An 18,501-nucleotide genomic window follows, 5' to 3' on the forward strand; every position below is an offset into this window, starting at 1 on the left:
AAGATAAATTATGAATAAGGCAAAGAACGCCTCAGTCATAATTTCCTATTTTTCTGTCAGGATTGAACGAGCCCATTCAGCTTTTAAGTCTATCTAGCTTCGTGGGCTAGTCTCTCGGAAAAAAGATAAAAATTAAATGTGATAAAGAGCATCACAGTCAATTTTTCCTATTTTTCTGTCGAGACTAAACGAGCCCACTACGCTTTTAAATTAAGGAGGTAAAATATGGACTCACTTCAACCACCAGAAATAGTCGATGTTACAATTGAAAAGGGGATTCAAAAAGCTCGGGCTAGTTTTTTGACCTTAGCAGTATTAGGATTTTTAGCAGGTGTTTTTATAGCTGTTGCAGGGATTGCCATGATTCGGGCAATGGGGACGATGCCTAAAGAATGGGGATCACTTGTTAATGTGATCGGTGCGGCAGTCTTTCCATTTGGATTGATTTGTTTGTTATTAGCTGGTGGAGAACTAGTTACTGGTAATATGATGGTTGTTTCTATGGCATTGTTTGCTAGAAAAATCAGTGGGAGGCAATGGCTGAGAAATATTGTGATCGTGACACTTTTTAATTTGATCGGTTCTTTATTTGTTGCCTATTTCTTTGGTTATTTAAGCGGCGCGTTACAAGGTGATTTTGCTGAACGTGCGATTCAGGTTTCCCTTGGTAGAACCAAAGATACTTTTTTACAAGGCTTTCTTTCAGGGATTGCGTGTAATTTCTTAGTTAGCACAGCTGTTTATTTAAATTTTGCAGCGAAGGATTTTATTGGTAAAATCGTCGGGATTTTCTTGCCGATCATGGGATTTGTGATTTGCGGGTTTCAACACGTAGTAGCGAATATGTTTTTGATTCCGATGGGGATTCTTTTAGGAGGCAACACGTGGTCTGCTTTTGGGCAAAACATGGTTAGTGTGTATCTGGGAAATATCATTGGCGGGGGCTTTTTTGTAGCAGGACTTTATTTCTTGGCCTATAAAGTGGGCACTGGTCAGTTGTCAAAAAAATAAAATCTAGTATGATTAGAAGATAAGAAAAGAAAAAGGAAGTAACGTGAATGAAAACCGTCCGTGTCGGCACCAGAAATAGTCCTTTAGCAATGAAACAAACAACAATTGTTTTAAATTTACTGAAAGAAGTTCACGGTGATTTTTCAATTGAAATCGTACCGATGACCACTAAAGGGGATCAGATGCTTTCCGTTAGTTTATCAAAAATTGGTGGAAAGGGTTTGTTTATCAATGAAGTGGAACAGGCTTTATTAGCAGGTTCAATCGATTTTGCCGTACATAGTCTAAAAGATATGCCAGCTAAAGTCGCAGACGGATTGACATTGGCTGCGATACCGGAGAGAAGTGATCCGGCTGATTGCCTGATTTTCAGAGAAGTGACTGCTCTAGAAGCCTTGCCGATTGGTGCAAGGATTGGAACCAGCAGTTTACGTCGGGAATTTCATATGAAAAACTTGCGAGAGGATCTTCAAGTTGAATCAATTCGTGGAAATGTCGGCACTCGTTTGAAACGGATGGAAGAACAAGGGTTAGATGGGATTGTTCTGGCAGTTGCTGGATTAAAGCGGTTGAATTGGTTTGATGCGCCTACTCATCCTTATGTTGTTTTGACAAGCGAGCAATGCATTCCTGCAGTAGGTCAAGGTGCTTTAGCTGTGGAGTGCCGTAGTCAAGATCAGGAGATGAATGAATTTCTAAAACCAATCGATCATTTATTGACAAGAAAACTGGTTACAGAAGAACGTGCTTTTTTGGCGATGTTAAATGGAAATTGTGATATCCCAATTGGTGCGTTTGCCTGTCAAGAGCAAGGAAAGTATCGTTTTTCTGGATTTTTAGGGGATAAAGAATTACAGCAATCGTTCACAGAAACAGTGATTGTTCAAGATTTAGAAGGTATCGGCGAGAAAATAGCCAAAAACTTACTAAACGTAATGAGTCAGGAAACGCTATGAAAAAAGTTCTTTTAACTCGCTTAAGAGAAGACAATCATGACGATCGTTTGTATTTTCAAAGAAAAGGTTTTGAGTCAATTGAGATTCCTTTACTGGCGTTAAAAAAGCGGGAATTAGGGCAGGCATTTGAAACAATGTTAGCAAAAAGTGAATGGGTATTTTTAACAAGCCAGCATGCCGCTGAATTCTTTTTTCAGCAAGTAAAGACAGATAAACGATATATTACGTTGGAAACAAAAAAATTTGCCGTTATTGGAGAAAAAACAGCAGCCATTCTTTTAAGAAATGGGATAAAAGTTGATTTTCTCTCACCTAATCCAACGAAAGCAAGCTTGTTTAAAACTTGGGCTAAAACGTACCCAACTGCAACAACTATTTTTTATCCTAAAAGTAATTTAGCAGATAATACTGGAGAGGCGGACTTAGTACAAACAGGTCACTGTTTATTCACACCGATTCTTTATGATAATTTTTTATTGGAAGAAAGTAGACGACAATTAAAAAATAATTTACTAGATAAAAAAATCGAAGCAGTTTATCTAGCGAGTCCTTCCTTATGGGAGCGATTTTTAGCTATCTTCATTGAGACTGGTTTAAATGAAATGCCAAAATTATATTGTCTTGGCGAAACCACCAAGCAGGCAATTACAAGTAATGGATATGAAGTAATGATTAAAGAAAAGGATAGCTAAAAAGAGTAAGTTCTTTTTAGCTATCCTTTTATAGTGACAAAGTAGTTGACGAAAAGGATAAAACTAGTACAATGAATAGTTCAGAGTATCTATCTTTCTAAAGCTTGAGGAGGTTTTTTTATGAGTAGAGAAGTAATTTTATACATTGCTGCAAGTGTTGATGGTTATATCGCAGAAACAGATGGTAGTATTGACTTTTTAGGCGGTGGAATTGAATTAGTCGAAGAGGATACTAGCTATCAAGAATTGATGAAAAAAATCGATACGGTTGTGATGGGACGTACAACATATGACCAAGTGGTAAATGAGTTAGCACCGGATCAATATCCTTATGAGGAGCAATCATCGTATATTATCACTAGTCACCCAGAGGAAAATACTGAAAAATTGTTCTTTACCAGTCAAGGTCCTGTGGAATTGATTCAAGAACTAAAAAAACAAGACGGAGCAGCAATTTGGGTTGTTGGCGGCGCAAGTATTATCGCTCCACTAGTCGAAGCAAAGTTGATCGATACGTATATTCTTACAACAATACCGACAATTTTAGGTAAAGGAATCCGTTTATTTAACGAATTCAATGGACCTGTAAATTTAAAAGTAGATCAAGTGTATGTGAAAAATGATATGGTGTATACAACGTATTCAAATAAATAAGTGAAAGTAGTGTGAATCGGTTTTATTCGGTTTGCACTTCTTTTTTTGGTATATACAAAAAAGTATATACTTAGTATAATGAAGAAAAATAGATGGGAAAGGAGATTTTTACAACCAAGAAGTTAGTGGTGTACAAACTATTGATAGCGCTAGCATATGCATTATTATTATCGTTGTGGTAGACGATGTGAAAGGCGCATTTGTCAGTATTGCAACCGGCGTTTCAATAAATACTGTTTTTTTATGAATAGTAAATTCTTGTGATGATAGTTCTTGAAACAACTTTCGATTATAATTAAGCTAAGGATAAGATTAGATAGGAGAATAAAAATGGCGAAAAAACAAAGTGTCTTTCAGGAAGTAGCGAAACAAATCCAAGAAAAAATCGATAAAGGTCTTTACATTAGTTCACAACGTCTACCTTCTGAGTATGATTTAGCTAAGGAGTTTGGTGTTAGTCGTTTAACGGTGAGAAAAGCCATCGATGAGCTTATTTCTAGAAATATTTTAGTAAAACAAAAAGGAAAAGGAACCTATGTAATGACCCAGCAAAAAATCCAAAGTGGACGTGCTGGACTACAAGGGTTTACAGAAGCTGCTAAAACTTATGGAAAAACATCAAAAACGGAAGTAATTAGTTTTAAACCAGCGATTGATATACCAGATGAAGTGGCAACAGCCTTGCAACTAGAGGATCAAGAAGACGTTTATCACCTAGTTCGTTTACGCTCATATGACAATGAACCAATGACAGTAGAAGATTTATTTATCCGCTCGATTTATTTGCCGGAAGTCACAGAAAAACAATTAGAAGGATCCCTTTTTACATTGATCGAAAAACAAATTGAGATTGCTTATTCTCATCAAGAAGTCGAAGCTATATTGGTGACAAAAGAACTGAGTCCCTTGCTAAAAGTTGAAGCAGGTGAGCCGCTGTTGATGGTTCATTCAATCACTTATTCTGTTACTGCCACACCGATTTTATACGATACATCATATTATCGTGCGGATCGTTACACCTTTAAAAACACACTCCATCGCACGACAACTTAGCATTAAAACTAAAAAAGTCAGGTGAAGAAAATGGAAACAATCAGAACGCGTATTCAAGAAGCAATCCAAAAAAATCAACACCATTTTTTAAATGATTTAAATAAAATTATGGAAGTACCTAGTGTGAAAGGACAAGCTGAAGTGGGGGCACCTTTCGGGAAAGAACCAAGGCGAGCCTTAGAAACGACGTTGTCTTTAGCTGAAAGTTATGGGTTTAAAACGAGAGTGGTTCAAGATGCAGTTGGTTTTGCGCAATATGGGAATGAAAAGGAATATATCGGGGTTGTTGGACATTTGGATGTGGTTGCGGCAGGTAAAGGCTGGGATTTTCCGCCATTTCATTTAAGTGAAAAAAATGGTCGTTTGTTCGGTAGAGGGGTTTTAGACAATAAAGGCCCCGCTTTCGCTTGTTTGTATGGATTGAAATTATTGAAAGAATTAGACGTTTCTTTGGAAAAAACGATTCGGATTATTTTTGGAACGGATGAAGAAAGTGGTTCCGCTGATCTACCTTATTATTTGGCAGAAGAACAGCCACCGACGTTTGGTTTTACACCCGACTGTAAGTATCCAGTCGTTTATGGTGAGCGGGGAATCGTTAATATTGAACTAATCACTCCGTTCTCTGAAGCCGATTTATCCACCTTTGGTTCAATTGAAGGCGACCAAGCCAAAGATCATGTCCCCGACGAATTAACCGTTGAACTAGAGTCTGGAAAACGAATTGAAGTGACAGGAAAGCGCGCACCAACGAATGCACCAGAATTAGGTGAAAATGCGATTACCTTATTAGCTGAAAAACTGATGAATGAAGCAAGTTTAGCAGAACCACTTAAAAAATATTTTAATTGGGTTTTTGATAGTTTACATGAGTTACATTTCGGGCAAGGATTTAATTTGGCATTGGCTGATGAGGATTCAGGTAAGTTAATACTCACACCATATGAATTGCATAAGAAAGCAGAGGGAATCTCACTATCCATTGCGATTCGCTATCCTGTCACCTTCCAAGAAGAAGAGATCATTGAGCGCGTCAAAGCTATAGTAGTGGAAAATACGGAAGTCGTCATCGTAAGAAGCATGAAAGGAACCAACTTTCCAAAAGATGACCCGAATGTTCTAGCTTTAGCGGATGTTTATGAAAAAGTTACTGGACTTGATGGAACACCTGTTACAACGACTGGTGCAACTTATGCTAGAACAATGCCGAACATCGTTGCTTTCGGGCCTTCATTTCCAGGGCAAAAAGGAATCGCTCATAATAAAAATGAATACATGGATTTAAACGATTTACTGCTCAATCTTGAAATTTATACTTTAGCACTTTACACACTAGCCGAAAAAAAATAAACGCTATAAAAAAGTATCCAACCTCCTTTAAAACGATAGGAAGCTGGATACTTTTGTTTTATAGATTGATTACATGACAGATAAAGCAAGCAAATCAATCAGTACGTGAGCAATCCAAGATCCCCAAATACTCTTACCCATTTTTAAGTAAGCGATATTCAAAATTAAACGGGCAACACCTTGTAAAAGTAAGACATGTGCTACTGTAGAGAACCAAGAGCCATCCCAATAAGCAGGAATGTGCATCAGACCAAAAACAAGTGCGCTTAGTAACGTACTGACAATAAGAGAAAGACCTTTACTTTGCGCTGCTTCTAGTATACCAATTCCTAATAATTCTTCACCCATCAACATAAAAGGCAACATGAGAATAATCGCGCCTAAATGACCAGAAGCAGGATTTGCTGCCCAGTTGAAGCCTAAAGTTTTTGAAAGCAATCCAATAAGTAATCCAATAACAAAATAACTGAGGACAGCCACAGGTATTACCCACAACTTACGTGGTGCACGAAATGCAGATTTACTCTCTTTTCCAAACGCTAACATCCAAGCAAGCGCACCGCCAACAAAAAGACCCCACCAAGCCCAAGAAAAAGTCATCAATGCCCAAAATCCGATAATCATCAATAAGGCTCCGCCAAAAAGTTTTATAGATGAGCTGTGTAATGTTTCTTCTGTATTCATATAAATTCCTCCTACTACATTTCAATACCTATATTTCTTAAATCAAAAAGAATAAACAGTTGAAGCTGCTTTTATTAAGTATACTTTCCATAAGAAATTTAGGGAAAAGATGTGCTTACTAAACCAACAATTCCTTTTGATTCCACGGTTTATCTGGATTCCATAAGACTAGGATATAACTCGCAGAGTTAGGCCTCAGTTTCTTATTTTTTGAATGACGAATTTCAGTATATACTAAAATGTATATATCGTGTATAATGCAAGTATCAAATATTGAAAACGCTATTTTGAAGGAGGGGATACAATTGTCATGGGGAATAATCGCTACTTGGCGAATGGCACACGACGGTGTCGTCCAAGCGAGTGAATCACTGAAAAACAATGGTCAAGCAAAAGATGCAATTGAAGCAACTATTCAAACTGTTGAGGATTATCCGTACTATAAATCTGTTGGGTTCGGTGGGTTGCCCAATGCTGAAGGTATCTTAGAAATGGATGCTGCTTTTATGGATGGTGATACATTTAAAATTGGTGCTGTTGCTGGAATCACAGATACGAAAAATCCAATCTCTGTTGCTAGAAAATTAAGTGATGAAAAATTTAACAGTTTTAGAGTTGGGGATGGTGCAACAAAATATGCTATGCTCAATGGATTTGAGCGGAAAAACATGTTGACCCAAAGAGCTCATCGAATCTGGGAAAAACGAGTAGAAGAAATCGCTAAAAGTAATTTAAGTCCATATGATGGACATGATACGATCGGCGCAATTTCTCTTGATACAAAAGGCAGTATGGCGGCAGGAACTTCTAGTTCTGGTTTGTTTATGAAAAAGCCAGGACGCGTAGGCGATTCGCCATTATCTGGTTCAGGTTTTTATGTGGATAGTGAAATTGGCGGAGCATCAGCTACAGGATTAGGGGAAGATTTGATGAAAGGATGTTTGGCTTATGAAATTGTTCGTCTGATGGGCGAGGGGAAGACACCACAAGAAGCTTGCGATCAAGCAGTTTATACATTTCATGATAAGTTGACCAAACGTTATGGCAAAGCTGGAGCATTCTCTTTAGTTGCGATGAATAATGCAGGGCAATGGGGGGTTGCTACCAATGTCGAGTTTACTTTTAGCGTAGCAAATGATCGAGAAAAGCCAGCAATTTATCTAGCCAATATGGGTGAAAATCATCAAACGATTATTGAACCAATCACACAAGAGTGGCTGGAAGCCTATGAAAAACGAATCAAAGCACCTGTTGATTAATAAAACAATGAAGGAGAGATGATCATGAGTAAAAAAAAGATTTATTTATTTTGTGATGCAGGGATGTCTACAAGTATTATGGTCAATAAAATGATGGAAGTGGTGACCAAACATCAAATGCCGCTAGAAATTACTGCATTTCCAGTTGCTAGAGCGCAAGAAGTAGTCGATCAGGAAAAACCAGTTGCCATTTTGTTAGGTCCTCAAGTCCGCTTTTTACTAGAAAAAACGAAAGAGCAATTTGCTCCACAAGGCATTCCAGTGGCTGCGATTACACCTGAAATTTATGGCATGATGGATGGAGAAAAAGCGTTAAAAGAAGCGTTAAAATTAATTAAATCGAGTAAAAAATAACGAAGATGGGAGCGTCTCTATATGAAAAAATTTTTGGATTGGTTGGAACGCATTTTGACACCAATGGCTAAAGTCATTGGAGAAAACAAATATCTTGTTGCGATTCGTGACGGTTTTTTATTATCCACTCCTTTACTAATCGTAGGATCGATTTTTCTTTTGATTGCAAACTTTCCACTACCTCAATGGGATCAGTGGATGTCAGGAATTTTAGGAACAGATTGGGCGGAGCATATGGCAGTTCCTGCTAATGCAAGTTTTGATGTGATGACGATTTTGGCGGTTGTTGGAATTGCTTACAGTTTGGGGCGTCAATTTAAAGTCGATGCGATGCAAGCGGGGATTATTTCACTGGTGTCATTTTTCATCGTAACACCTTATTACACTGAGTATACACCGGAAGGAACAGAGCAATTATTTGAAGTGGCAAGTTTACCATTAAAATGGATGGGGTCTAACGGATTATTTTTAGGAATGATCGTAGCGTTGATTTCCACACGAATTTTTGTTTGGGTCTTAAGTAAAGGCTGGACGATCAAAATGCCTGATGGTGTGCCGCCAACTGTAGTGAAATCCTTTGAGGCTTTGATTCCAAGTTTTATTGTGGTCATGATTTTCTTTGTTGCAGATTGGTTGGTCAGTTTAACTTCCTATGGGAACTTGCAAGCAATTATTTTTGACTTTTTACAAACGCCATTATTAGCATTAGGCAATACACTTGGAGCGATGATCATTGCGTATGTTTTCTTACATTTTTTCTGGTTCTTTGGTATCAACGGAAGCAGTGTTGTTGGAGCAGTCTTTAATCCTGTTTTAAGAGCATTGTCTGTTGAAAATTTAGATGCGTACAAACATGGTCAAGAAATCCCTAATATTATTACAGGACAGTTTCAAGATATGTTCGCTACATTTGGCGGTGCTGGTTCAACTCTTTCATTGATCGTAGTAATGGTTATTTTCTGTAAAAGCCAACGCATCAAAAAATTATCACAGCTATCTTTAGTACCTGGGATTTTTGGAATTAATGAACCGATTATATTTGGTTTGCCGATTGTATTGAATCCATTGATTTTAATTCCTTTTGCGTTGGTGCCGACGATTAATATTATCATTGCTTATTTTGCAATGAATTGGGGATTAGTTCCTTTGACAAATGGTATTCAGTTGCCATGGACCACACCCATTATATTCTCAGGATTTTTGGTGAGTGGCTGGCAAGGAGCTGTTTTACAAGGTTTATTGTTTATTTTGGGCATGTTCATTTATTATCCATTTATCAAAGTGATGGACGATCAATATTTACGTGAAGAGGCACAGGCGATAGAAACGCAGGAAGAAGAAGAGATCAATTTCGATGATTTTGATTTTGATGATATTTAGAAAGAAGGTTCTTTGATGAAAAGAATTATACTTGTATTAAATCATGTACAGGCTGGAATGGGCAGTGATGAAAATGCACATTTAGCCCCTGGCGGTAAGAAGTCAGCGATGGGACCAGGTCAAACGTTAAGTCCATTCTTTGAAGATAATGATGCACAAATCGTGGCAACTCTGTATTGTGGCGATCAGTACTATTTAGAAAATCCAGAAGAAGTGACAAAAAAATTTGTAGGATTTGCTAAAAAATTTGAAGCAGATGCCGTTCTTTGCGGTCCTGCTATGCAGTATCCTAACTTTGGAGAAATGGCAGCTAAATTAGCGATTTCTTTTAATCAATATGAAATTCCTGCTGTTGCAGCGATGGCGGTTGAAAACTCCGCAACAGAGCTTTATATGAATCAGGTTCCGATTGTTAAAATGCCGAAAAAAGGTGGTATTGGTTTGAACGATTCATTTAAAAATATGGCACTGTTAACGGCGAAAAAAGCACATGGAGAAAACACCGAAGCACTAGAAAAAGCGATTTGTTTTTGATAAATTGGACGTATCAAACCCTTCAAAATAAATCAATTTTTAACTAAATAACGCTCATAAGTAAGGAAAAGACGTAAAAAAGAGCCGCTTTTTACGTCTTTTTTGCATATATAGGGGAGTATAGAAAATGGGAGAGAAAATTTTCCTTTTGACAAATATAAAAAAAAGAGCTAATATTAACTTATCAAATGACTACGTATGTAGTTTTTCTTGTTTGTAAAAATCTTGAAAAGGAGACCTTTTATGACAGAAAAGAAAAAAGCATTAAACATCACTGATGCAGAATGGGAAGTCATGCGTGTTGCTTGGGCGACTAAGGAAACAACGAGTAAAGAAGTGACTGAAATCCTTAATGAAAAGACCGAGTGGAAAAGTACTACAGTGAAGACATTACTGAGCCGCTTAGTTGATAAAGAAATGCTTGGAACAACTCGTAATGGAAACAAATTTACCTATTTTCCTTTAGTAGAAGAACGAAAAAGTATCGAAGCTCTTTCAGAAGAAATGCTAGAAAAAGTTTGTAGTAAAAAAGTCGGAAGGGTTCTTGAGTCAATCATTAATAATAGCCTACTAAGCTTTGATGATATTACTCAACTGGAAAACTTGCTGAAAGAAAAACGAAAAACTGCTGTTAAAGTCGTGCCCTGTAATTGCACACCAGGACAATGTCAGTGTCATTTAGTTAGTTAAATCAATAACAATAAAATAATCACGAGGAGTGTTAATCTATGGAAAAAACAGTAACAATCAATGGAATGAAATGTGATGGCTGCGTAACTATCGTTAAAGAAAATTTTGAAGCGATTGATGGTGTTCAAACAGCAACGGTAAATCTAGAAAACAAGTCTGCGTTAGTAAATAGTAATCGAGAAATATCAAACGATGAGTTACAAAAATCGTTAGCTGAAACAAAATTTACGGTAGCATAAGTTGGGTAAATAAAAAATGGAGGAGCACACTGAATAGTTTTCAGGTGCATCCTCTATTTTTTGTTATCTAAAAAACGGAGCTTTGGGTTTTTCTTCTTTACGAAAAACCATCAAATAGTTCATAAGCAGAACACCGTTGCGATAGTTGATTTTTTGTTCTAATAGCTCAAATCCAAGAGATTCAAAAAATGGTTTTGCTGTGATTGATGAATATACAGTAATTTCTTTTGCTCCTGATTTAAATGCATGATCGATCAATTCTTTTGCTAGCATTTTCCCAACGCCATAGCCTATCCAATCTTTATCTACATATAAGTAATCAAGCTCTCCTGAATCAGAAATATTCCCAAAACCAAGGATTTTAGTTCGGTTTTGTGCAACAATTGTATACGTAGATTCAAATGTTGCATGCCATTTGTCATAATCAGGCGTAAGTTGTACCCACTGTTTGATTTGTTCTTGTGTATAGTCCTTTTTATTGATTGATTGAACCGTTCCATTAAATAAAGCAACAATGTCTTCTACGTCAGATTTTTGATAGTTTCTTAAATTAAATCCAGTCATTTTTTTTGTCCACTCCCATTCATTAAGAATAGTTTAATCACATAGAAGAGATATGTCAAAATATAATTCCTAATATCTGCTTTTTTAGTAAAAACAATGACCTCTGTTAACTTATGAAACTATCAAGTATAATAGTTTTTTAGTAAACAAACGAGGTGATTATGTATGCAGCGGATTGAAAAAGTAAAAAATATTCTCGCTGAGCGAACGAAAGATCAATTAATTGTTAAAGAAATGAAAGGGGTTACAGCTCTAGAAGTCAGTGAATTATTATCTTTAGCGAGAAATACTGTCAGTGAAGATTTGAATAAATTATTGACTAAGCAAGAAGCAATCAGAGTCAAAAGTCGACCTGTTCTTTTTTTCAGTAAGCAGGAATTAGAAAAAAACTATGATTGTTCCTTCAATGATCATGTATCCTTTAAATCATTGGAAGAATTGATAACCTTTTTAAATGAGCCAAAGTTATCTGCAGTAAGTAAATTAGAAGAATTTTCTGAAATTATTGGTTATAACGGCAGTTTAAAAGATAGTATCGAAAAATTAAAAGCAGCTGTTCTTTATCCGCCCGATGGATTGAATGTTTTGCTAGGAGGCGAATCTGGTGTAGGAAAGACAATGTTGGCAGAAGCACTGCATCAATATTATGAATCATTTATTGAAGAAGAAATACCATTTATTTATTTTAATTGTTCTGAATATTTTAACAATCCAGAATTGTTGACAACTCATCTTTTTGGTTATAAAAAAGGAAGTTTCACTGGCGCAATTGACGACAAAGCTGGGTTAGTCGAATATGCTGATCAAGGATTTTTATTTTTAGATGAAGTTCATCGGTTACCAAGTGAAGGTCAGGAAAAATTGTTTACATTGTTGGATAAAGGCTATTTTTCCAGAATGGGTGAAGCCGATATTAAAAGAGAAGTTAAAGTTCGTTTCATTTTTGCAACAACAGAAGACTTTTCTCAAACATTTTTAAAAACTTTTTTACGCAGAATTCCAGTGTCTTTGTTATTGCCATCAATAAAAGAGAAGCCGATTAAAGAAAAAATCGAACTGGTTATCAAATTTTTTCAAAACGAAAGTCGCAAAATCAAAAAAGATATTACTGTTACCTACCAAGTAATTGAACAATTAGTTTTTAAAGCCTATGCAGGGAATGTAGGTGAAATGAAATCCGAAATCCAATTTATCTGCGCACAAGGATACTTAAAACAAATTGAAAAGCAATCCAATGAATTGGTTATCAATCAAACATTGTTGCTAAATGAAGAACCTTTAGAAAAGGATGCGAAAGATCAAATTGCATTAAAAGAGTTATTAGATGGAAAAAATTTGAAAATCAAATCGGATAATCAATCGTCTGCCAGTCATTATTTTATGAAAAGAGACAAAATCAATGATGCTTTTTATGATTTTCTATTAAAAGAATTTTCCAATTTGAAAAACAGTAATATTCCCCAAAAAGAAGTTGCATCTATTTTGCAGAAAAAAATCGATCAATTATTTGATATGCGTTTGTTTGAACCAATGACGAAAAATCAAGGGATACACACAATTGATGAAACCTTCGAACAACGAATCATTGAGTTGACAAATTATATTTCTGAGCTTACTGGTTTTATGATACAAAAAAATCTGATAGATGTTTTGTCTAATCATATTTATTCTACGTTATTGTTTATGGAAATTCCTAATGATGATTTCTATTTATATTCAAGCCAACTGATGCTTGGTCGACTTGAAAATTATGATATCTCCCAAAAGATCGTAGAAAAAGTTTCAACTCTTTTTTCAGTGGAACTACCTAAAACGGAAATCACTTATTTTGGCTTGCTTTTAAGAAAGCTAAAGCAAGCGGATAGTATGTATCAACGCAATGATGAATGCGGCGTGATCGTGGTGGCTCATGGATCAACGACTGCCACTAGCATGGCAGAGTATTCTAATGTCTTATTTTCAAGCAATCTGTTAAAAGCTGTTAATATGCCAATTCATCAAACCGTCGAAGAAACCTTAGAGAAGGTCAAGAATATTATTAAAATCAATAAATATAAACGCTTGATTTTATTAGTAGATATTGGATCGTTGGTTTATTTTGGAAATCTTATCAGTGAAGAATTCGGTATCGACGTTCTCCTTATCAAAAATATCAATTTACTATCTTTACTAGAAGTGTCTAGAGAGGTAATTTATGAATCTACCGACTTTGATTATTTACTTCCGGTATTGAATGAAAAAGGGCACCTTTCATCTGTTTGCAAAAAAGGTCATTTTTTTGACTCGAAAGTACTTATTGTTTCTTGTATGACAGGATTAGGAACAGCATTAAAAATTGAAAAATTGATTATTGACGTTTTTCAAGAAGAGGTGTTGCAAAATATTCGGATCTTAACACTAGATAATAGTGAGATACAAGATATTGAACGCATTCACCAACATATTCGAGCAGATGAAAAACTAGTTGGGATTGTTGGAACGTTTCAAACAGAAGTTCCAGATATTCCTTTCATTCCTTTAGAAGAATTATTTTCGGAAAAAGGGGTAGAACGCCTACTATTATTATTTGGGTATGATATGACAGATAAAAAGAATCGAATCTTAAAGGAAAAAATCGCTAAACGCTATATTCATGGTTTATCTTTAAAAGCAATTATCAATCATATTACGGTATTGAATCCACAACGGTTATCTATAGAAGTGAGTCAAATATACGATGATCTTTGCCGACAATTAAATATAACTGGTGATGAGAAAATCATGTTACGCTTTTTGATCCATACCTGTTGTACAGTAGAACGTTTAGTGATAAACAATGAATACAGCACATCAGATTATAATGTGTCGTACAAAGACATTCCGAATGAAGCATCTGTCATAAAAATGGCCTTCAGACCTTTGGAAGTGTCGTACAATGTCCAATTTTCACCGTTAGAAATAAAATATATTTATGAATTACTGTATGGTAATTGAACCTAGAAGGGAAGCTCGAAACACCGTTAAAGATAAGGTGTTTCGGGCTTTTTTTATTGAAGAATCCTCTCTTATATTAACCTACGCAATTATTGGATAAATTCATTTAATTTTCCATTTTGACTCAGTTTTATTTTGTGACAGATTATTGGCATGGGACTTGCTTTATAGTTAATCGAAAGAAAAAATAAAAAAAGGAGAGTTGGATAGAAGTAGTGAAGAATGGTTGCTAGCTAGTTTTGTAGGCTAGTCTCTTAGAAAAAAGATAACTGATGAATGAGGGAACAGCACCTCAGGCATCATTTCCTATTTTTAAGTCGAATCTGAAAGAGCCCGTTATACTTTTATATTAAGGAGATGAGAAAAATGTCAAAGGAACCGATTATTTTACTGACCCATGGTGGTTGGGGAACAGGACTGTTAAAAAGTATCAAAATGATTGTTGGGGAAACAGAAAATATTTACGAGGTAGTTTTACAGCCGGAAGATAATTTACAAGAGTATATCCAACGTGTCGAAAGTCAATTAAAGTCTGTTACATGGAGTGATAAATTGTTGATTTTAACAGATATCAAAGGTGGTACAACAAGTAATGTAGCATTAAGACTTTCAAGAGATTACGATATTCTAGCCATTTCAGGATTGAATACGGCCATGCTTTTAGATGCAGTCATGAAACAAGCCGCACCATTCACTGAACAAGCAGGAGCAGAAATTTTACAAGCATCATTAGACAACTGTCAGATATTACAACTACCAACAAACAATAATTAGATAGGGGAGTATTAACATGGCAAAAATCGTATTAACAAGAGTAGATAGTCGTTTGATTCACGGACAAGTAGTTACAAAATGGTTACAACAATCAGGAGCCGATGAAATTTTTGTTGTTAGTGATGAATTGGAAAAAGATGAGTTTTTACAAAGTATCTATGTAATGGCAGCACCTCCAGGAGTTGAAGTCAAAATCTATGGCGTAGAATCGGCTAAAAAATATTGGGCAGAAGATGCTGCTGGAAGTAATGCCAAAGTACTTTTCTTAGTACCGGATCTACCTACATTAGAAGCGATGGTTAACGCAAATGTAATCGAAAATGATATTCAGATTGGCGGTTTAGGTGGTGGAGCAGAACGTAAAAATGTACTGAAAAATATCAATCTGTCTGAAAATGATGTAACAGTTCTAAATGGTTTTCTAGAAAAAGGGTTAAACGTCTTCTTTCAAGCAATTCCAGAAGATAATCCAATGGCAATAGAAAAATTGATTGAAAAATATAATTCATTATAAAAAAAGGAAGTGACAAAAATGGGTGTATTAGGTGTTTCGATTACGATGGGCTTGTATTACTGGTTTGCCCGCTTACGCTTTGGTTACACGTTTTCTGGAATGTTGTCTCAGCCATTATGTGCAGCGATGGTTGCTGGACTTGCTACAGGGAAAATCGCTGAAGCCATGACGATTGGTGCTGGAATCCAGTTAGTTTATTTAGGTGTAACCTCAACACCAGGTGGGAATGTGCCAAGTGATCCTGCATTAGCTTCCGCAATTGCTATTCCAATTGCTTTAGGTGTCGGTATGAATGCAGAAGCAGCAATTGCTTTAGCTGTTCCCTTTGGAGTCTTAGGTGTATTTATGGATCAAATCAGAAGAACAGTCAATGCAACATTTGTTCATATGGCAGATAACTATGCAGAAAATTTAAATTACCAAGGCATTTACCGTGCAGCATTTTTATATCCAGCCCTTGTTGGTTTCTTATTACGATTTCCACTGGTTTTTGCTGGGAACTTCTTTGGTCAATCAGTGGTAACGACACTTTTAAATATTATTCCGGAAAAATTGATGCATGGTTTTGAAGTGATGGGTGGTTTACTGCCGGCATTAGGATTTGCTTTAACAATTATGGTTATCGGTAAGAAAACGTTGATTCCTTATTTCTTAATTGGTTTCGTAGCTGTTATGTATTTTGGAGCAGAAGTAATGGCAGTTGCTGTCATTGGTACATGTGTGGCTTTCTTAGTGAGAAATAATGCACTGAAAGAGGGGGAAGCATAGTGGAAAATACAACAGATACAAATAAGAAAAAATTAACGAAAAAAGAAATTAGTAAAACGTTTTGGATTTACCAACTTGGTTGCGAATTATCTAATTCTTATGAGCGACTGCAAAGTTTGATTTTTTGCGCCTCAATGATTCCAGCTGTTAAAAAATTATATGCCGATAATGAAGACGAGCAACGTGAAGCACTGAAACGCCATCTAGCTTTCTTTAATACAGAAGGAACAATTGGTGCGTCGATTCAAGGGATTTCTTTGGCAATGGAAGAAGAACGTGCTAACGGTGCAGATATTGGTGATTCAGCAATTACTTCGATTAAAACAGGTTTGATGGGACCATTAGCTGGTATTGGAGATTCTATTGTTTGGGCTGCGATTATGCCATTGATTATTTCAATTTTCATTCCGATTGCTAAAAACGGCAGCATCATGGGAGGATTAGGCCCTTTAGTGATTTATACCGTTTTAACCATGTATATTAGTTGGGGATTGATTAACAAGTCATACACCTTAGGTCGAAATTCGATTATGGCGCTGTTAAAAGATGGTAAAATCAAGCAAGTAATTTATGGTGCTAATGTTCTTGGAATGATGATGATGGGCGCTTTATCTGCAAGCTACGTGAATATTGCAAGTCCGATGAAATTCCATGTTTCTGGTGGTGCAACGATTGTCGTTCAAGATATCTTAGATCAAATCATGCGAGGGATTTTACCGTTAACAGCCGTATTCTTGATTTATTTCTATATGGTCAAAAAAGGACCTAGATATGGAATAATTATTGGAACTATTGTGGCTGTTAGTATCATTGGTTCATTCTTAGGACTTTTATAAAAATGAAAAAGAGGTTGAGATAAATGAAAATCTCATCCTCTTTCTTCAACTTTACAACTGACTGTATAATGTTATAATGTTTAAAAAGAGGTGAAGGAATAATGGATAGTTATGAAAAATTCAACCTAAAAGAAGTCATCAATGCCTCAGGAAGAATGACGATTTTAGGTGTATCGAAAGTTTCTGAAAATGTCTTAGCCGCACAAAAATTCGGTGGGGAACATTTCTTTGAAATGAGCGAGCTAAGCAAGCAAACAGGCGCCTACTTAGCCAATCTATTAAAGGTGGAAGAGGCTCAAGTCGTTTCTTCTGCTTCTGCCGGCATCGCGCAAAGTGTCGCAGCCTTAATCGGTGAAGGATCCACTTATCACGCCTATCATCCATATACAGAAAAAATCACGAAACGTGAAATCATCCTGCCAAAAGGGCATAATGTAGATTACGGTACACCTGTTGAAGTGATGGTGGAACAAGGCGGCGGACAAGTTGTAGAAGCTGGTTACGCTAATATGTGTTCGCCAGAACACATTGAAATGATGATTACGGATCAAACAGCCGCTATTCTGTATATCAAAAGCCACCATACCGTTCAAAAAAGTATGTTAAGCGTGGAAGAAGCCGCAACGATTGCCAAAAAGTATAACGTTCCGTTGATTGTTGATGCCGCAGCGGAAGAAGAGTTATTTAAATACATCGAAGCAGGCGCTGATTTGGTCATTTACAGCGGAGCTAAAGCAATCGAAGGCCCAAGTGCGGGACTGGTAATTGGTAAAAAAGCCTACATCGAATGGATTCGCCTTCAAGGCAAAGGGATCGGTCGTGCTATGAAGATCGGAAAAGACAACATTCTAGGCTTTACTCAAGCAGTAGAAGATTATGTGAAAAATGGCAGTGAATCAGGAGAGTCCATGAAAGAACGACTAGCCCCATTTATCACAAATCTAAACCAAATCCAAAATATTGAAGCCAAAGTCGTTCAAGATGGCGCCGGAAGAGATATTTACCGAGGAAGTATCAAAGTTAATGGCTCAAAATCAGCGAAAGAAGTGATTAAAGAACTGAAAGCGGAGAGTCCAGCAATTTACACTAGAGAATACCAAGCCAACAATGGGATCATTGAATTTGATATCCGTTCCGTAAACGAAGCAGAAATGAAGAAAATCGTGACACGCTTAACTGCGATCATGAATTAAAAAAAAGAGAAAATAGGAGTGAA

At 36.3% G+C, this 18,501-nt stretch carries 20 protein-coding genes; 18 read left to right on the top strand and 2 right to left on the bottom strand.

All coding sequences use genetic code 11. The annotated features are described in order from the left end of the window. The first annotated feature begins 225 nt into the window (after positions 1 to 225). The 6 genes from AC4BB2_RS02425 (at position 226) to AC4BB2_RS02450 (ending at position 5,716) form a co-directional block, all read left to right on the top strand. On the top strand, positions 226 to 1,011 hold the full coding sequence (locus AC4BB2_RS02425) for a formate/nitrite transporter family protein (RefSeq protein WP_490473862.1): 786 nt from the start codon (positions 226 to 228) through the stop codon (positions 1,009 to 1,011). A 47-nt stretch (positions 1,012 to 1,058) separates the two neighbouring features. After that, the gene (gene hemC / locus AC4BB2_RS02430; protein WP_490473863.1) at positions 1,059 to 1,967 is read left to right on the top strand and encodes a hydroxymethylbilane synthase; all 909 of its coding nucleotides are present in this window, start codon (positions 1,059 to 1,061) and stop codon (positions 1,965 to 1,967) included. Continuing rightward, complete coding sequence (locus AC4BB2_RS02435; protein WP_490473864.1) at positions 1,964 to 2,659, top strand: uroporphyrinogen-III synthase; 696 nt, start codon at positions 1,964 to 1,966, stop codon at positions 2,657 to 2,659. Before hemC ends, AC4BB2_RS02435 begins: the two co-directional genes overlap by 4 nt. A gap of 120 nt (positions 2,660 to 2,779) precedes the next feature. Further along, positions 2,780 to 3,313: a dihydrofolate reductase family protein gene (locus AC4BB2_RS02440; RefSeq protein ID WP_490473865.1), complete on the top strand. Its 534-nt coding sequence runs from the start codon at positions 2,780 to 2,782 to the stop codon at positions 3,311 to 3,313. A gap of 330 nt (positions 3,314 to 3,643) precedes the next feature. After that, on the top strand, positions 3,644 to 4,366 hold the full coding sequence (locus AC4BB2_RS02445) for a GntR family transcriptional regulator, LSA1692 subfamily (protein WP_490473866.1): 723 nt from the start codon (positions 3,644 to 3,646) through the stop codon (positions 4,364 to 4,366). A 30-nt stretch (positions 4,367 to 4,396) separates the two neighbouring features. Next, positions 4,397 to 5,716, top strand: coding sequence for a Sapep family Mn(2+)-dependent dipeptidase (locus AC4BB2_RS02450; RefSeq protein ID WP_490473867.1), 1,320 nt, complete (start codon positions 4,397 to 4,399; stop codon positions 5,714 to 5,716). 69 nt (positions 5,717 to 5,785) lie between these two features. Here the strand turns inward: AC4BB2_RS02450 and AC4BB2_RS02455 are convergent, their stop codons facing one another. Beyond that, positions 5,786 to 6,400: a CPBP family glutamic-type intramembrane protease gene (locus AC4BB2_RS02455; RefSeq protein ID WP_490473868.1), complete on the bottom strand. Its 615-nt coding sequence runs from the start codon at positions 6,398 to 6,400 to the stop codon at positions 5,786 to 5,788. A 305-nt stretch (positions 6,401 to 6,705) separates the two neighbouring features. Here AC4BB2_RS02455 and AC4BB2_RS02460 point away from each other — a divergent pair, with 305 nt between their 5' ends. The 6 genes from AC4BB2_RS02460 (at position 6,706) to AC4BB2_RS02485 (ending at position 10,856) form a co-directional block, all read left to right on the top strand. Then, positions 6,706 to 7,659, top strand: coding sequence for a glycosylasparaginase (locus tag AC4BB2_RS02460; protein WP_490473869.1), 954 nt, complete (start codon positions 6,706 to 6,708; stop codon positions 7,657 to 7,659). Positions 7,660 to 7,683: 24 nt separating this feature from the next. Next, positions 7,684 to 8,013, top strand: a complete 330-nt coding sequence (locus tag AC4BB2_RS02465; RefSeq protein ID WP_490473870.1) for a PTS sugar transporter subunit IIB — start codon at positions 7,684 to 7,686, stop codon at positions 8,011 to 8,013. Positions 8,014 to 8,034: 21 nt separating this feature from the next. Further along, the gene (gene celB, locus AC4BB2_RS02470) at positions 8,035 to 9,393 is read left to right on the top strand and encodes a PTS cellobiose transporter subunit IIC (RefSeq protein ID WP_490473871.1); all 1,359 of its coding nucleotides are present in this window, start codon (positions 8,035 to 8,037) and stop codon (positions 9,391 to 9,393) included. A gap of 15 nt (positions 9,394 to 9,408) precedes the next feature. Further along, the gene (locus AC4BB2_RS02475; RefSeq protein WP_490473872.1) at positions 9,409 to 9,927 is read left to right on the top strand and encodes a GrdB-related putative oxidoreductase; all 519 of its coding nucleotides are present in this window, start codon (positions 9,409 to 9,411) and stop codon (positions 9,925 to 9,927) included. Positions 9,928 to 10,170: 243 nt separating this feature from the next. Next, complete coding sequence (locus AC4BB2_RS02480) at positions 10,171 to 10,617, top strand: CopY/TcrY family copper transport repressor (RefSeq protein ID WP_490473873.1); 447 nt, start codon at positions 10,171 to 10,173, stop codon at positions 10,615 to 10,617. A gap of 38 nt (positions 10,618 to 10,655) precedes the next feature. Further along, complete coding sequence (locus AC4BB2_RS02485; protein WP_490473874.1) at positions 10,656 to 10,856, top strand: heavy-metal-associated domain-containing protein; 201 nt, start codon at positions 10,656 to 10,658, stop codon at positions 10,854 to 10,856. Positions 10,857 to 10,919: 63 nt separating this feature from the next. Here AC4BB2_RS02485 and AC4BB2_RS02490 read toward each other — a convergent pair whose 3' ends face one another. Next, complete coding sequence (locus AC4BB2_RS02490) at positions 10,920 to 11,420, bottom strand: GNAT family N-acetyltransferase (protein ID WP_490473875.1); 501 nt, start codon at positions 11,418 to 11,420, stop codon at positions 10,920 to 10,922. Between the two features lie 165 nt (positions 11,421 to 11,585). Here AC4BB2_RS02490 and AC4BB2_RS02495 point away from each other — a divergent pair, with 165 nt between their 5' ends. The 6 genes from AC4BB2_RS02495 (at position 11,586) to AC4BB2_RS02520 (ending at position 18,478) form a co-directional block, all read left to right on the top strand. Beyond that, positions 11,586 to 14,393, top strand: coding sequence for a sigma 54-interacting transcriptional regulator (locus AC4BB2_RS02495; RefSeq protein WP_490473876.1), 2,808 nt, complete (start codon positions 11,586 to 11,588; stop codon positions 14,391 to 14,393). Between the two features lie 366 nt (positions 14,394 to 14,759). Next, on the top strand, positions 14,760 to 15,167 hold the full coding sequence (locus tag AC4BB2_RS02500; RefSeq protein ID WP_490473877.1) for a PTS sugar transporter subunit IIA: 408 nt from the start codon (positions 14,760 to 14,762) through the stop codon (positions 15,165 to 15,167). A 16-nt stretch (positions 15,168 to 15,183) separates the two neighbouring features. Further along, positions 15,184 to 15,681: a PTS sugar transporter subunit IIB gene (locus tag AC4BB2_RS02505; protein WP_490473878.1), complete on the top strand. Its 498-nt coding sequence runs from the start codon at positions 15,184 to 15,186 to the stop codon at positions 15,679 to 15,681. Between the two features lie 18 nt (positions 15,682 to 15,699). Then, positions 15,700 to 16,449 (top strand): PTS mannose/fructose/sorbose/N-acetylgalactosamine transporter subunit IIC, encoded by a 750-nt coding sequence (locus AC4BB2_RS02510; RefSeq protein WP_490473879.1) that lies wholly within the window; start codon positions 15,700 to 15,702, stop codon positions 16,447 to 16,449. Next, entirely contained in the window at positions 16,449 to 17,285 is an 837-nt protein-coding gene (locus AC4BB2_RS02515) for a PTS system mannose/fructose/sorbose family transporter subunit IID (RefSeq protein WP_490473880.1), read from the top strand. Before AC4BB2_RS02510 ends, AC4BB2_RS02515 begins: the two co-directional genes overlap by 1 nt. 101 nt (positions 17,286 to 17,386) lie before the next feature. Next, complete coding sequence (locus tag AC4BB2_RS02520) at positions 17,387 to 18,478, top strand: DgaE family pyridoxal phosphate-dependent ammonia lyase (RefSeq protein WP_490473881.1); 1,092 nt, start codon at positions 17,387 to 17,389, stop codon at positions 18,476 to 18,478. Positions 18,479 to 18,501: the final 23 nt, after the last annotated feature.

It is taken from the genome of Enterococcus sp. AAFC-DPL-5146 (genome assembly GCF_058216635.1).

What these genes read in the sequence shown, in the direction of transcription:
- AC4BB2_RS02520 (WP_490473881.1), top strand. Translation starts at nt 17,387, where the DNA reads ATGGATAGTTATGAAAAATTCAACCTAAAAGAAGTCATCAATGCCTCA.
- AC4BB2_RS02490 (WP_490473875.1), bottom strand. Translation starts at nt 11,420, where the DNA reads ATGACTGGATTTAATTTAAGAAACTATCAAAAATCTGACGTAGAAGAC.
- AC4BB2_RS02495 (WP_490473876.1), top strand. Translation starts at nt 11,586, where the DNA reads ATGCAGCGGATTGAAAAAGTAAAAAATATTCTCGCTGAGCGAACGAAA.
- AC4BB2_RS02455 (WP_490473868.1), bottom strand. Translation starts at nt 6,400, where the DNA reads ATGAATACAGAAGAAACATTACACAGCTCATCTATAAAACTTTTTGGC.
- AC4BB2_RS02475 (WP_490473872.1), top strand. Translation starts at nt 9,409, where the DNA reads ATGAAAAGAATTATACTTGTATTAAATCATGTACAGGCTGGAATGGGC.
- AC4BB2_RS02440 (WP_490473865.1), top strand. Translation starts at nt 2,780, where the DNA reads ATGAGTAGAGAAGTAATTTTATACATTGCTGCAAGTGTTGATGGTTAT.
- AC4BB2_RS02510 (WP_490473879.1), top strand. Translation starts at nt 15,700, where the DNA reads ATGGGTGTATTAGGTGTTTCGATTACGATGGGCTTGTATTACTGGTTT.
- AC4BB2_RS02445 (WP_490473866.1), top strand. Translation starts at nt 3,644, where the DNA reads ATGGCGAAAAAACAAAGTGTCTTTCAGGAAGTAGCGAAACAAATCCAA.
- AC4BB2_RS02425 (WP_490473862.1), top strand. Translation starts at nt 226, where the DNA reads ATGGACTCACTTCAACCACCAGAAATAGTCGATGTTACAATTGAAAAG.
- AC4BB2_RS02450 (WP_490473867.1), top strand. Translation starts at nt 4,397, where the DNA reads ATGGAAACAATCAGAACGCGTATTCAAGAAGCAATCCAAAAAAATCAA.
- AC4BB2_RS02500 (WP_490473877.1), top strand. Translation starts at nt 14,760, where the DNA reads ATGTCAAAGGAACCGATTATTTTACTGACCCATGGTGGTTGGGGAACA.
- AC4BB2_RS02435 (WP_490473864.1), top strand. Translation starts at nt 1,964, where the DNA reads ATGAAAAAAGTTCTTTTAACTCGCTTAAGAGAAGACAATCATGACGAT.
- AC4BB2_RS02480 (WP_490473873.1), top strand. Translation starts at nt 10,171, where the DNA reads ATGACAGAAAAGAAAAAAGCATTAAACATCACTGATGCAGAATGGGAA.
- celB (WP_490473871.1), top strand. Translation starts at nt 8,035, where the DNA reads ATGAAAAAATTTTTGGATTGGTTGGAACGCATTTTGACACCAATGGCT.
- AC4BB2_RS02465 (WP_490473870.1), top strand. Translation starts at nt 7,684, where the DNA reads ATGAGTAAAAAAAAGATTTATTTATTTTGTGATGCAGGGATGTCTACA.
- AC4BB2_RS02505 (WP_490473878.1), top strand. Translation starts at nt 15,184, where the DNA reads ATGGCAAAAATCGTATTAACAAGAGTAGATAGTCGTTTGATTCACGGA.
- hemC (WP_490473863.1), top strand. Translation starts at nt 1,059, where the DNA reads ATGAAAACCGTCCGTGTCGGCACCAGAAATAGTCCTTTAGCAATGAAA.
- AC4BB2_RS02485 (WP_490473874.1), top strand. Translation starts at nt 10,656, where the DNA reads ATGGAAAAAACAGTAACAATCAATGGAATGAAATGTGATGGCTGCGTA.